Genomic DNA, 12,406 nt, shown 5'->3' with positions numbered 1-12,406 from the left:
TTAGGAGATGAAGATGAGTTCACATAACGCGGCACCGTACTACTTCGTGCCTGGTCCGTCCCGCTGGCCTATGCTCGCCGGCATTTCCCTGCTCATCACCATGATAGGCGCGTCGGCCTGGGTCAACGACGCCTCCTGGGGCTCCACCGTCAACATCATCGGCATCCTGGCCACGCTGACCGTGCTGTATTTCTGGTTCGGCGACGCCATCAAGGAATCGGAAGGCGGCTTGTACAGCAAGCGCATCGACCATTCCTACCGCTGGTCGATGGGCTGGTTCATCTTCTCGGAGGTGATGTTCTTCGGCGCCTTCTTCGGCGCACTGTTCTACGCCCGCGCCATTTCCCTGCCATGGCTGGGTGACCTGGACCATAAATTCATCTGGCCGGACTTCGCCGCGCAGTGGGGCAACACCCCGGCCGGCGTGGTGGAGAGCTTCACCGCCATGGGCCCGTTCCCTATCCCGACCATCAACACCGCGCTGCTGCTGCTGTCCGGCCTGACCCTGACCATCGCCCACCACGCGCTGATCGCGGGCAAGCGCGGCAAGACCGTCGGCTGGCTGGCCGCCACCGTGGCGCTGGGCGCCGTGTTCATGTGCTTCCAGGTGTACGAGTACATGCACGCCTACAGCGAACTGAATCTGAAGCTGACCTCGGGCATCTACGGTTCCACCTTCTACCTGCTGACCGGCTTCCACGGCTTCCATGTGACCATGGGCGCGATCATGCTGGCGGTGGTGATGGTGCGCGTGATGAAGGGCCACTTCACCCCGGAACACCACTTCGGCTTCGAAGGCGCCGCCTGGTACTGGCACTTTGTGGACGTGGTCTGGCTGGGCCTGTACATCGTGGTCTACTGGCTGTAACTGTCACAGTAAGCGCTATAATCTGCGGCGGACAAGGTTCGCCGCAATGAAAAAAGCCGTGCGCAGGTGAACCCGCGCACGGCTTTTTTCTTGGCGCCGGCAAGGCGCTAGCGTATGCCGGTCGGCTGGATGTAGCCCAGCTTGTGCGCCACCAGGATGAGCACGAACAGCGCGATCGAGAAGCCCACGCGCATGGCCAGCGAGCGCACCATGCGCTGGTCGTTCTTGCCCTTTTGGCGCATCATGTAATACAGGGCCGACCCCAGGCTGGCAAGGATCAGGATGAAGGCAATGGCAACGAGGATTTTCATGGAATTGGCAGTACCGCAGGTCGGGACGCAGGTCGGGAATAAGGCACCATTGTAATGGCCTTCCGCTTCAAATGGGTTCCCTTCGCCGCCACTGTGCTGCTGGTGGCGCTGGGCGTGTCGCTCGGCCGGTGGCAGGACCGCCGCGCCGCCGACAAGAGCGCCGCCGAGGCGCGCCTGCAGGCCGGGCAGGCCGGCGCGCCGCTTCTGCTGGGCGCGGCCGCCGTGCCGGCCGCCGAGGTGGCGCAGGTCGAGTTCCGCCGCGTGCGCGTCACCGGCCGCTTTGTCGCGGACTGGCCGCTGTACCTGGACAACCGCCCGTCGGCCAAGGGCGTCGGCTTTTATTTGCTGATGCCGTTCCGTATCGACGGCTCGGACCAGCACGTGCTGGTGGCGCGCGGCTGGCTGCCGCGCAATTCGGCGGTGCGCGAGCAGCTGCCGCCCTACGGCACGCCGTCCGGCACCGTCACGCTGGAAGGCGTGGCACGGCTGCATGCCGGCCATGTGATGCAACTCGGCACGGCGCCGCCGCTCAAGCCGGGCGCCATCGTGCAAAATGCCGGCGTGGCCGAGGTGGCCGCCGCCAGCGGGCTGCGCATGCAGCCCTTCATCATCGAACAAACCGCCCCGGCCGGTGCGGAGGACAGCGGCCTGTCGCACGACTGGCCGGCGCCCGCGTCCGGCGTGGACAAACACCGCGGCTACGCCTTCCAGTGGTATGCACTGGCTGTCATGGCCGCTCTCTTTTTCGTTGCAACAGGATTCAGACGTGGAAAACAAAACTGAGGAAACCAAGCGCTCGCGTGGACGCTGGAAGCTGATGGCGGTGCTGGCCGTGTGCGCGGCGCCGCTGATTGCATCGTACATCACCTACTACATCATCAAGCCGGAAGGGCGCACCAACTACGGCGCGCTGATCGACCCGCGCCAGTACCCGATTCCCGCCATGGCCAGCGCCACGCTGGATGGCAAGCCCACCGGGCTCGATGCCTACAAGGGCAAGTGGATCATGCTGAAGGTGGGCGGTTCTGACTGCCAGCAGGCCTGCCAGGACCAGCTGTTCGCCATGCGCCAGCTGCGCACCATGCAGGGCAAGGAGATGGAGCGCATCGAACGCGTGTGGCTGATTACCGACGACCAGCCGCTGGAGACGGTGCTGCTGCGCGTGAACGACGGCACCCGCATGCTGCGCGCACCGGCCGGCACCGTGGCCAAGTGGCTGCCGGTGGAGCAGGGCGGCCAGGCCTCGGACCACATCTACCTGATCGACCCGCTGGGCAACCTGATGATGCGTTTCCCGAAAGACCCGGAACCGGGCAAGGTGAAGAAAGATATCGCCAAGCTGCTCAAGGCTTCGGCCATCGGTTGAGGGGGCGCAATGCATAGCACCACGCTGGCCCAGCTGGCCATCACCGGACTGCTGGTGGCGCTGCTGCCGCTGTCCATGGTCTGGGTGTCCTCGGATGAGAACAAGTACCGCAAGCTGGTCTGGATCAGCGTGTTCCTGACGTTCGACCTGATCGTGTTCGGCGCCTTTACCCGCCTGACCGATTCGGGCCTGGGCTGCCCGGACTGGCCGGGCTGCTACGGCCTGGCCAATCCTTTCCTGGCGCATGCCGAGATCGCCGCCGCCGAGGCCCTGCAGCCAAGCGGCCCGGTCACCGTGTTCAAGGCCTGGGTGGAAATGATCCACCGCTACCTGGCCATGGGCATCGGCGTGCTGATCGTGGCCATGATGGCGGTGGCGCTGCTGCAAACGCGCCGGGCGGGCAAGCTGGCCGCGCAGCCCGAACATCTCGCGGCGGCCGCCGCGGCGCGCTGGACCTACGCGCCCGGCCTGCCGGTGGCGCTGTTCTTCTTCGTCTGCCTGCAAGGCGCGTTCGGCGCCTGGACCGTCACGCTCAAGCTGCAGCCGGTGATCGTCACCATGCACCTGCTGCTGGGCATGGGCCTGCTGTCCATGCTGGTGTGGTTCGGCTGCCGCCAGGACACGGTGCACGCAGCCCTTGCGCCGGCGTCGGCAAGGCCGCCGGCGCCGGCAGCGGCGCGCCGCGTGCCGATCGCGCCGCTGCCGGTGCTGCGCACCGTGCGCTGGCTGGCGCTGGCCGCCGGCGCCGCGCTGCTGGTGCAGCTGGCCTTGGGCGGGTGGGTGAGCACGAACTACGCCACCCTGGCCTGCACCGAATTCCCGCTGTGCGCCGGCAAGGTGGTGCCCGAGATGGACTTCGAGCATGGCTTCCACCTGTGGCGCGAGCTGGGCAAGACCGCCGCCGGCCACTACCTGCCGTTTTCCGCGCTGACGGCGATTCACTGGGTGCACCGCAACTTCGCGCTGGTGGTGCTGCTGCTCGCTGGCTACGCGGCTTGGCGCGCATGGAATCTGGCCGCAATGACAAGGCTGGCGCGCGGCATCGCCGCCGTGCTGGCGCTGCAGACGGCCAGCGGCCTGGCCACGATCTACTTCAGTTTCCCGCTCGCCATCGCCGTGCTGCATAACGCCGGAGCGGCGCTGCTGGTGCTTTTGCTGACCATGTTAAACTATCGGGCTAAGCACCAACTCGACACGGCCCAGCAAGGCGCTGCGCCAGCCAGACACCGCCAATGACCACCCAGACCGCTCTACATAAACCGACCAACCGCATCGCCCAGTACTGGGCGCTGACCAAGCCGCGCGTGACGCAGCTGGCGGTGTTCTGCGCCGTCATCGGCATGTTCCTGGCCACCGACGAGCTGCCCAGCTGGCGCGTGGTGGTGGCCGCCACCATCGGCATCTGGCTGCTGGCCGGCGCCGCGTTCGCCGTCAACTGCCTGGCCGAGCGCGAGATCGACGCGCGCATGGCGCGCACCGCGCGCCGCCCGATGGCGCAGGGCGAAATCAGCGTAACGCAGACCGCCGTGTTCTCGGCCGTGATCGGCGGCCTGGGCATGTGGATCCTGTACACGCTGGTCAACCCGCTCACCATGTGGCTGACCTTTGTTACTTTTGTCGGCTACGCGGTCATCTACACCATGATTTTGAAGCCGGCCACGCCGCAGAACATCGTCATCGGCGGCCTGTCCGGCGCCATGCCGCCGGCGCTGGGCTGGGCCGCCGTGGCCAATGAAGTGCCGATGCAGGCCTGGCTGCTGGTGATGATCATCTTCATCTGGACCCCGCCGCATTTCTGGGCGCTGGCCATGTACCGCCGCGACGACTACGCCAAGTCCGGCCTGCCGATGCTGCCCGTCACCCACGGCATGACCTTCACCGGCTTCCACGTGTGGCTGTATTCGATCGCGCTGGCCGCCACCACCCTGCTGCCGTTCGCCGTGAAGATGAGCGGCCTGATCTACCTGGTCAGCGCCGTGGCGCTGAACGTGGTGTTCCTGTGGCACAGCTGGCGCGTGCACCGCCATTACACCGACCTGGTGGCGCGCAAGGCGTTTACCTGGTCCATCATTTATTTGTCCCTGCTGTTCGCCGCGCTGCTGGTGGACCATTACGTGAAGATCTGACATGACCAAATCATTAAAATCGCTGTTTGCCGTGCTGTGCATCGCGCTCGCCCTGGGCGGATGCCAGAAACAGGCCCCCGGCTCCGGCCTGGCCTTCAAGAACACCGACCTGACGGGCCTGAGCTACGCCCAGGGCTTCTCCCTGAACGACCACACCGGCAAGCCGGTGACGCTGGAGAGCTACAAGGGCAAGGCGGTGGTGATCTTCTTCGGCTACACCCAGTGCCCGGACGTGTGCCCGACCACCATGGCCGAAATGGCCGGCGTGATGAAGGAACTCGGCCCGCAGGCGGACCAGGTGCAGGTGCTGTTCATCACGCTGGACCCGGCGCGCGACACCAAGGAACTGCTGGCCCAGTACGCGCCCACCTTCGATCCGCGCTTCATCGGCCTGTACGGCACCCCCGAGCAGACCGCGCAGGTGGCCAAGGAATTCAAGGTCATCTACAACAAGGTGGAAGGCAAGACGCCGGACAGCTACACCATCGACCACACGGCCGGCAGCTATGTGTTCGACAAGAACGGCAAGATCCGCCTGTTCCTGCGCCACGGCCAGGGCCCGGCGCCGATCGCGCATGACCTGAAGTTGCTTCTTTCCTGATGCTGCTGCTTTCCTGATAAGCTAGCCCCCGATACAACAATTCGAGGGCTAGATGGAAAAGCGTTTTCAACCTTACAGCCGCCTGGCTGCGATCGTGTTCCTGGTGATCGGCTGCCTGGCGGTGCTGCGTCCCTTCCTGGCGGCGATCCTGTTTGCCGCCGCCATCACCATTTCCAGCTGGCCCCTGTTCCAGATGCTGCTGGTGCGCTGCCGCCAGCGCCGCACGCTGGCCGCCATCATCATGACCTTGTCGCTGATCCTGGTGATCATCCTGCCGCTGGCCCTGGTCACCTGGAACATCGCCGACAGCGCGCGCGAGGCCTACGATCACCTGCGCACCGCCATCGACGACGGCACCGTGGCGCCGCCGCCCTGGCTGCGCGACATCCCGATGGTGGGCGAGGCGGCCGACGCCTACGTGCGCAAGATTATCGGCAGCCGCGAGGAACTGGTGGCGCTGGCCAAGCGCTACATGGAACCGGCGCGCGCCTTCCTGCTGGGCAGCGGCGTGGTGCTGGGCAGCGGCGTGGCCCAGGTCAGCCTGGCCGCCTTCGTCAGCTTCTTCCTGTACCGCGACGGCATGGCCATCCTCGGCGCGCTGCGGGTGGGCATGGACAAGATCATGGGCGAGCACGCGGTGGAAGTGGCCGACACCGTCAGCCGCACCGTGCGCGGCGTGATGTACGGCCTGCTCGGCACCGCGCTGGCGCAGGCCGCCGTGGCCTGCATCGGCTTCCTGATCGCCGGCGTGCCGGCCGTGGCGCTGCTGTCGGTGGCCACCTTCCTGTTCTCGCTGGTACCGGTCGGCCCGCCGCTGATCTGGGGCGGCGCCGCGCTGTGGCTGTTCAACCAGGGCAGCACCGGCTGGGGCATATTCATGGTGGTGTGGGGCGTGCTGGTGATCAGCGGAGTGGATAACGTGGTCAAGCCGATGATCATCAGCCGCGGCTCGAGCTTGCCGTTCCTGCTGGTGCTGCTGGGCGTGATGGGCGGCGTGCTGGCGTTCGGCTTCGTCGGCCTGTTCATCGGCCCGACCTTGCTGGCGGTGGCGCTGGGCCTGCTGCGCAACTGGACCGGGAAGCCGGCCTGATGCAGGGCACGCTGCCCGCCCTGGGACGCAAGGATGCGCAAACGCTGCTGGCCGAAAGCGAGGCGCGCTACCGCGCGCTGATGGAAATGGTGCCCGATGCGGTGTGGATCCACAGCGGCGGCAGGATCGTGTTCGCCAACCAGGCCGCGCACAGCCTGTTCGGCGCCGGGCCGGCCGCCAGCCTGGCCGGGACCGCCGCCGACGAGCGCGTTCCCGCCGCGCTGCGCGCGCAGCTGGACCGGGGGCTGCACGGCGACCTGGCGCTGGCCTGGCAGCAGCCGCGCGTCACGGTCCCGCTGCTGCGGCTGGACGGCGCGCCGGTGGAAGTGGCGTACTTCGGCTGCCGCCTGTGGTTCGGCAAGGCCGATGCGGTGATGAGCGTGGCGCGCCCGGCCGGCAAGGCCGGCGAGGCGGGCGGCGCCGGCAGCCTGCCCACGCATGACGCGCTGACCGGCTTGCCGGTCCGCGCGCTGTTCCTGGACAGCCTGGCGCACGCGATCCGGCGCGCCGGGCGCCGCAAGGAGCGCCTGGCCGTGCTGTTCCTGGACCTGGACAAATTCAAGCAGGTCAACGACACGCTGGGCCACGCCGCCGGCGACGAGCTGCTGCGCGCGGTGGCCGCCACCTTGCGCGGCAGCGTGCGCGACTTCGACAGCGTGGCGCGCCTGGGCGGCGACGAATTCGTGCTGCTGCTCGACAGCCCGCTGGCCGACGCCACGCCCGGCATGATCGCCGAGCGCATCGGCGAGCACCTGGCGCGGCCGGTCACCGTGGCCGGGCAGCAGCACGTCATCACCGCCAGCATGGGGCTGAGCCTGTACCCCGACGACGGCGGCTCGGCCGAGGACCTGCTGCGCCAGGCCGACATCGCCATGTACCGCGCCAAGGAGGCGGGCCGCAACGGCTTCCAGTTCTTTACGCAGGAAATGCAGCAGCGCGTGAACGCGCGCGTCAAGCTGGAGCAGGGCCTGATGCGGGCCTTGCAGCGCGACGAATTCGTGCTGCACTACCAGCCGCAGGTGGACCTGGCCAGCGGCAAGGTGATCGGCCTGGAAGCGCTGCTGCGCTGGCAGTCGCCCGAGCTGGGGCTGGTGCCGCCGATGCAGTTCATCCCGGTGGCCGAGGAAAGCAATCTGATCACCGCCATCGGCGGCTGGGTGCTGGACAAGGTGTGCGCCACGCTGCGCGGCTGGATCGACAGCGGCGTGCCGGTGGTGCCGGTGGCGGTCAACGTGGCCGCCGCCCAGTTCGCACAGCAGGACATGGAAGCCATGGTGCGCGGCGTGCTGGCGCGCTACAGCCTGGAGCCGGGCCTGATCGAACTGGAACTGACCGAGAGCATGTCGATGGTGGACCCGGAAGCGTCGATCGCGCTGATGCACCGCCTGAAGGCGATCGGCATCACGATGTCGATCGACGACTTCGGCACCGGCTATTCCAACCTGAGCTACCTGAAGCGCTTCCCGGTCGACAAGCTGAAGATCGACCAGTCCTTCACGCGCGGCGCGGCCAGCGATCCGGAGGACCGCTCCATCGTCACGGCGGTGATCAGGCTGGCGCACAGCCTGGGCTTGCGCGCCATTGCGGAAGGGGTGGAGACGGAACGCCAGCTGCAGCTGCTGGCGCGCCAGGGATGCGACGAATTCCAGGGCTATTACTTCAGCCGCCCGCTGCCCGAAGCGGGCATCGTGGCCATGCTGCGCAGCGGCGCAGCGCTGGCCGTGGACTGATGGCGGCCTAGTCCTGGTCGTCGGATTCGCTGTGGCGGGGCTGGCGCGGAATCACTTTCACCAGCAGGATGCGCGGGCCGCTCATCTTCTTGACCACGATGTCGAAGCCGTTGAACTCCACGCGCTGGCCCTGTTTGGGAATGTCGCCCAGCTTGAGCATCACCATGCCGCCCACCGATTCGATGTCCTCCAGGCCCATTTCCTCGTTCTCGATGTCCAGTCCCAGCGCGCGCTCGAGCGACACGATGGGCAGGCTGGCCTTGCCGACCAGCGCGCCGTCGGGCTGCTTGAGCCAGTCGTTTTCGTTGAGGCGGAATTCATCGTGGATCTCGCCCACCATGGCGCCCAGCAGGTTGTCCAGCGTGAGGAAGCCCACCGGACGCTTGCCCTTTTCGCCGATCAGCGCGAAGTGCGGCGCGCCGTCCTTGAAGCGGCGGAACAGTTCCAGCGCCGGCGTGCGCGCCGAATAGGTTTCCACCGGGCGCAGGAAAGGCATCATCGAGGTGATGGCCTTGCCGGACTGCTCGGCGAAGAACAGGTCTTTCAGGTGCACCATGCCGAGCACGGTCTCGCCGTCCGCGTCGTAGTACGGGTAGCGGCTGAAGCGGTTGCGCACCACGGTTTGCAGGTTCTCTTCCAGCGACTTCGACGCGTGCAGCGCGATCACTTCATGGATCGGACGCATCAGGTCCGACACCGACAGCTGGCTGAAGTCGAGCGAGTGCGCCAGGATGTTGCGCTCGTCCTTGTTGAATTTCTCGCCAGGCTGGCTGGTGCGCAGGATCAGCTTCAGTTCCTCGGTCGAATAGTGCGAGTCGCCATGGCCGCCGGCGCCGGCCAGGCCGGCCAGGCGCAGCACCATGTTGGCGCTGGCGTTGAGCACCCAGATGGCGGGGTACATGGCCCAGTAGAAGCCGTACAGCGGAATCGCGCTCCACAGGCCGACCACTTCCGGCAGGCGGATGGCCAGCGATTTGGGGGCCAGTTCGCCCACCACGATGTGCAGGAAGGAGATGGTGACGAAAGCGAAGACGAAGGAAATGCCGTGGATCAGCTGCGGGGAGGTGACGCCCAGGGCGCCGAACACCGGTTCCAGCAGCGAGGCGAAAGCCGGTTCGCCGACCCAGCCCAGGCCCAGCGATGCGAGGGTGATACCCAGCTGGCAGGCCGACAGATAGGCATCGAGTTCACCGTGGACCTTGGCCAGGATGCGGCCGCGCAGGCCTTGCGTTTTGGCGATGGCGCGCACGCGGGTGCGGCGCAAAGTGACGATACCGAATTCGGCGGCAACAAAGAAACCATTGAGCGCTACCAGGAATAGCGCCAACAGGACCAGCAGTAAGTTAGCCATATAAATCGCTTGCGCGACCGTAGTTGAAACCTACATCTTATCCGACGCGGGCCGATCGGGCGCAAATTTGCCTTTTGGCTACACCTGCGGCGGCAGCGTCAGGACAGGCGGTGGCGGAACAGCCAGGCCGCCAGCGGCAGCGTCAGGGCGGCGATAATCAGCATCGGCAGCAGGTCCATCGCCACCACGCGCAGTCCCACGCCTTCCAGGTAGACGCGCTGCACCAGGTCGATGGCGAAGCGCAGCGGATTGGCCAGCGTGAGCGTTTGCAGCAGTGGCGGCATGTTGCGCACCGGCGTGGTCAGCCCGGACAGCAGCATCAGTGGCATGATGAGCACAAAGGTGTACAGCATGGCCTGCTGCATGTTCAGCGACACGGCCGATATCGACAGGCCGATGCCGACGCAGGCCAGGGTGAACAGGCCCAGCCCCGCGTACAGCGTGAGCAGCGAGCCGGCCAGCGGCACCTTGAACCAGAGCGCGGTCACCAGCAGGATGATGGTCGATTGCGCCAGGCCGATCAGCACCGGCGCCAGCGCCTTGCCGGCCATGATCTCCAGCGGCGACATGGGCGTGACCAGCAGCTGGTCGAAGCTGCCCTGTTCGCGTTCGCGCGCCACCGACAGGGCGCTCAGCAGCAGCGTTTGCAGCATGCTCAGCGCCGCCACCATCCCGGGCAGCATGTTCCAGCGGGTTTCCAGGTTGGGGTTGTACCAGGCGCGCGATTCCACGCCGAGCGTAGCGCCCGCGCTGCCGCCGCCGCCGTGGCGGCGCGCCCAGTCGCGGTTGTAGGCCGCCACCACCTGCCCGGCGAAGGCGGCGGCCGATCCCGCTGTGTTGGAGTTGCGGCCGTCCAGTATCAGCTGCACCGGCGCGGCTTCGCCCGCGTATAACTGGTGCTCGAAGCGCGGGCCGATCTGCACCGCCAGCATGGCCTGGTGCGTTTCGATGGCGTGCGCCATGCCTTCCTGGCTGCGCAGGGTGGCCACGCGGCGGAATACGCCGCTGCCTTCCAGCCTGGCGGCCAGCTCGGTGGAGGCGGCGCTGCGGCTCTGGTCCAGCAGCACGTAGGGCGCATCGGTCAGGTCAAAGGTGGCGGCGTAGCCGAACAGCAGGCTTTGCACCAGCGCCGGCACAAACAGGATGGCGCGCGTTTTCGGGTCCTTGACCACGGCCAGGAACTCCTTGTGGCACATATTGGCGATGCGCCGCAGCGTTGCGGCGATGGCGGGGAAGGTCGGAATGGCGAACATACGGGGCCTCAGTCGAGTTTTTTCCGCGTGACGGCGCGCGCCACGGCAAGCAGCAGCACGGCATAGACGGCCAGGATGGCGCAATTCTTGAGTATCAGCGGCCACACGTTCCCGGCCAGGAACAGCGTCTTGATCAGCTCCATGAAGTAAGTCGCGGGCAGGGCATTGCCGACGTACTGGATGGCGCGCGGCACGTTGCGCAGGTCGAACAGGAAGCCGGACAGCATCAGCGATGGCATGAAGCTGCTCAGCAGCGCAACCTGGCTGGCCAGGAACTGGTTGCGCGTGATGGAGGAAATCACCAGGCCCATGCCGACCGCCACGAACAGGTACAGCATGCAGGCCAGCACCAGCACGATCAGCGAGCCTTGCATCGGCACGTGGAACAGGAAGCGGGCGGCCAGCAGGCAAAGCGCCAGGCCGGCCATGCCGACGGTGAAGTAGGGGATGATCTTGGCCAGCAGGATCTCGGCCGGGCGCACCGGGGTGACGAACAGCGCTTCCAGCGTGCCGCGCTCCCATTCGCGCGCCATCACCAGCGCGGTCAGCAAGGCGCCCACCAGCGTCATGATGAGGACAATCAGTCCCGGCACCAGGTACCAGGTGCTGGTGTTGGCGGCGTTGTACCACATGCGCTGCTCGATGGCGACCATGCCGGTGGCTGCGCTGCCGGGCTGCGCAGGCCCAGCGGCGGGAACGGCTGCGGCGCGGCCCTGGCGGTCGGCCTGGATGGCGGGCCACTGCGCCAGCGCGCCGCTGGTGTATTGCAGGATGATGCTGGCGCGGTTGGCGTCGGTGCCGTGCACCAGCACTTGCACGCGCGCGTCGCCTTGTGCCAGGCGGCGCGTGAAGTCGGCGGGAACGCGCACGATGCCGTCCACGCGGCGCTCGGTCATCAGCTGCTCTGCCTCGTGCATGGAGCCCAGCAGCACCGGTGCGATGGCGGTGGTGTGCTGCAGGCCGGCGATGGCGTTGGCGGCGGTGGGCGAGGAGTCTTCCAGTACGACCGCCACCGGCGCGTTTTTCACGTCCAGCGACAGGCCGTAGCCGAAGATCAGGATCAGCGCGATGGGCAGGGCAATGCCGATGGCCAGGTTGCTGGCGTCGCGCAGCAACTGGCGGAATTCCTTGCGCACCAGCGCGCGCAGGCGGGCAGCGCCGCCGCCGCCGTTGCCGCGCCTTGCTTGCCGCGTCATGGCTGGTCTCCCCGGCGATTCTGTTCGACGATGGCGATGAAGGCTTGTTCCATGCCCCGAGCGCCGCCCGCCTGCTCCCGCACTTGGCGCGGCGTGCCGATGGCGAGCAGCTTACCGGCATCCTGGATGACGATGCGGTCGCAGTACTCGGCTTCCTCCATGAAGTGGGTGGTGATGATGACCGTCACGCCGGCGGCCGCCAGCGCCGTGATGCGGCGCCAGAATTCGCGCCGCGCCAGCGGGTCGGCGCCGCTGGTGGGTTCGTCCAGGAACAGGATCTCGGGCGAGTGCAGCAGGCCGACCGCCATCGCCAGGCGTTGCTTGAAGCCGCCGGGCAGCTGGCCGCTGGCCATGTTCTCCTGGCCGTCCAGCTGGAACTGCGCCAGCACCTCGCCGCTGCGCCGGCGCAGGTGCTCGCCGTGCAGGCCGTACGCGGTGCCGAAGAACTTCAGGTTCTCCGCCACCGTCAGGTTCCCGTACAGGGAGAATTTTTGCGACACGTAGCCCACCTTGC

13 protein-coding genes are annotated in these 12,406 nt (G+C 67.0%); 8 read left to right on the top strand and 5 right to left on the bottom strand.

The genetic code is table 11. The features are described from left to right. Window positions 1-7: 7 nt before the first annotated feature. A complete protein-coding gene (locus AC6H42_RS17275; RefSeq protein WP_373888153.1) occupies window positions 8-868 on the top strand; it encodes a cytochrome c oxidase subunit 3 in 861 nt (286 codons plus the stop codon). A 107-nt stretch (window positions 869-975) separates the two neighbouring features. On the opposite strand, the gene AC6H42_RS17270 is transcribed toward AC6H42_RS17275, so the two are convergent. Then, window positions 976-1,179: a twin transmembrane helix small protein gene (locus AC6H42_RS17270; RefSeq protein WP_057153268.1), complete on the bottom strand. Its 204-nt coding sequence runs from the start codon at window positions 1,177-1,179 to the stop codon at window positions 976-978. 48 nt (window positions 1,180-1,227) lie between these two features. Between AC6H42_RS17270 and AC6H42_RS17265 the strand changes: the two genes are divergently transcribed. Genes AC6H42_RS17265 through AC6H42_RS17235 form a run of 7 tightly spaced genes read left to right on the top strand, consistent with a single transcriptional unit; the run spans window position 1,228 to window position 8,092 of the window. Beyond that, entirely contained in the window at window positions 1,228-1,962 is a 735-nt protein-coding gene (locus AC6H42_RS17265) for an SURF1 family protein (protein WP_497548627.1), read from the top strand. After that, on the top strand, window positions 1,946-2,545 hold the full coding sequence (locus AC6H42_RS17260) for an SCO family protein (protein WP_057153270.1): 600 nt from the start codon (window positions 1,946-1,948) through the stop codon (window positions 2,543-2,545). The genes AC6H42_RS17265 and AC6H42_RS17260 overlap by 17 nt, the downstream gene beginning before the upstream one ends. A gap of 9 nt (window positions 2,546-2,554) precedes the next feature. After that, on the top strand, window positions 2,555-3,781 hold the full coding sequence (locus tag AC6H42_RS17255; RefSeq protein WP_057153271.1) for a COX15/CtaA family protein: 1,227 nt from the start codon (window positions 2,555-2,557) through the stop codon (window positions 3,779-3,781). Then, entirely contained in the window at window positions 3,778-4,671 is an 894-nt protein-coding gene (cyoE, locus tag AC6H42_RS17250; RefSeq protein ID WP_057153272.1) for a heme o synthase, read from the top strand. Before AC6H42_RS17255 ends, cyoE begins: the two co-directional genes overlap by 4 nt. A 1-nt stretch (window position 4,672) precedes the next feature. Beyond that, entirely contained in the window at window positions 4,673-5,272 is a 600-nt protein-coding gene (locus AC6H42_RS17245; protein ID WP_057153273.1) for an SCO family protein, read from the top strand. A gap of 52 nt (window positions 5,273-5,324) precedes the next feature. Next, entirely contained in the window at window positions 5,325-6,362 is a 1,038-nt protein-coding gene (locus tag AC6H42_RS17240; RefSeq protein WP_057153274.1) for an AI-2E family transporter, read from the top strand. Further along, window positions 6,362-8,092: a putative bifunctional diguanylate cyclase/phosphodiesterase gene (locus AC6H42_RS17235; protein WP_497548569.1), complete on the top strand. Its 1,731-nt coding sequence runs from the start codon at window positions 6,362-6,364 to the stop codon at window positions 8,090-8,092. Before AC6H42_RS17240 ends, AC6H42_RS17235 begins: the two co-directional genes overlap by 1 nt. A 7-nt stretch (window positions 8,093-8,099) precedes the next feature. Here AC6H42_RS17235 and AC6H42_RS17230 read toward each other — a convergent pair whose 3' ends face one another. The 4 genes from AC6H42_RS17230 to AC6H42_RS17215 all read right to left on the bottom strand — a co-directional run. Then, window positions 8,100-9,443 (bottom strand): hemolysin family protein, encoded by a 1,344-nt coding sequence (locus tag AC6H42_RS17230; protein ID WP_057153276.1) that lies wholly within the window; start codon window positions 9,441-9,443, stop codon window positions 8,100-8,102. Between the two features lie 98 nt (window positions 9,444-9,541). Continuing rightward, a complete protein-coding gene (locus tag AC6H42_RS17225; RefSeq protein WP_057153277.1) occupies window positions 9,542-10,696 on the bottom strand; it encodes an ABC transporter permease in 1,155 nt (384 codons plus the stop codon). A gap of 8 nt (window positions 10,697-10,704) precedes the next feature. Further along, window positions 10,705-11,892, bottom strand: a complete 1,188-nt coding sequence (locus tag AC6H42_RS17220) for an ABC transporter permease (RefSeq protein WP_057153278.1) — start codon at window positions 11,890-11,892, stop codon at window positions 10,705-10,707. Next, window positions 11,889-12,406, bottom strand: a 518-nt coding sequence (locus tag AC6H42_RS17215) for an ABC transporter ATP-binding protein (RefSeq protein WP_497548568.1), incomplete at its 5' end; no start/stop codon positions are given. The genes AC6H42_RS17220 and AC6H42_RS17215, both read right to left, overlap by 4 nt.

Source organism: Massilia sp. NBRC 108631 (assembly GCF_059704565.1).
Note: the sequence above shows the minus strand (reverse complement) of the source record. Positions and strands in the feature narration are given on the sequence as shown.

Excerpts from the sequence above, each read along its gene's own strand:
- AC6H42_RS17275 (WP_373888153.1), top strand. The coding sequence starts at position 8 with ATGAAGATGAGTTCACATAACGCGGCACCGTACTACTTCGTGCCTGGT.
- AC6H42_RS17270 (WP_057153268.1), bottom strand. The coding sequence starts at position 1,179 with ATGAAAATCCTCGTTGCCATTGCCTTCATCCTGATCCTTGCCAGCCTG.
- AC6H42_RS17255 (WP_057153271.1), top strand. The coding sequence starts at position 2,555 with ATGCATAGCACCACGCTGGCCCAGCTGGCCATCACCGGACTGCTGGTG.
- cyoE (WP_057153272.1), top strand. The coding sequence starts at position 3,778 with ATGACCACCCAGACCGCTCTACATAAACCGACCAACCGCATCGCCCAG.
- AC6H42_RS17245 (WP_057153273.1), top strand. The coding sequence starts at position 4,673 with ATGACCAAATCATTAAAATCGCTGTTTGCCGTGCTGTGCATCGCGCTC.
- AC6H42_RS17240 (WP_057153274.1), top strand. The coding sequence starts at position 5,325 with ATGGAAAAGCGTTTTCAACCTTACAGCCGCCTGGCTGCGATCGTGTTC.
- AC6H42_RS17235 (WP_497548569.1), top strand. The coding sequence starts at position 6,362 with ATGCAGGGCACGCTGCCCGCCCTGGGACGCAAGGATGCGCAAACGCTG.
- AC6H42_RS17230 (WP_057153276.1), bottom strand. The coding sequence starts at position 9,443 with ATGGCTAACTTACTGCTGGTCCTGTTGGCGCTATTCCTGGTAGCGCTC.
- AC6H42_RS17225 (WP_057153277.1), bottom strand. The coding sequence starts at position 10,696 with ATGTTCGCCATTCCGACCTTCCCCGCCATCGCCGCAACGCTGCGGCGC.
- AC6H42_RS17220 (WP_057153278.1), bottom strand. The coding sequence starts at position 11,892 with ATGACGCGGCAAGCAAGGCGCGGCAACGGCGGCGGCGGCGCTGCCCGC.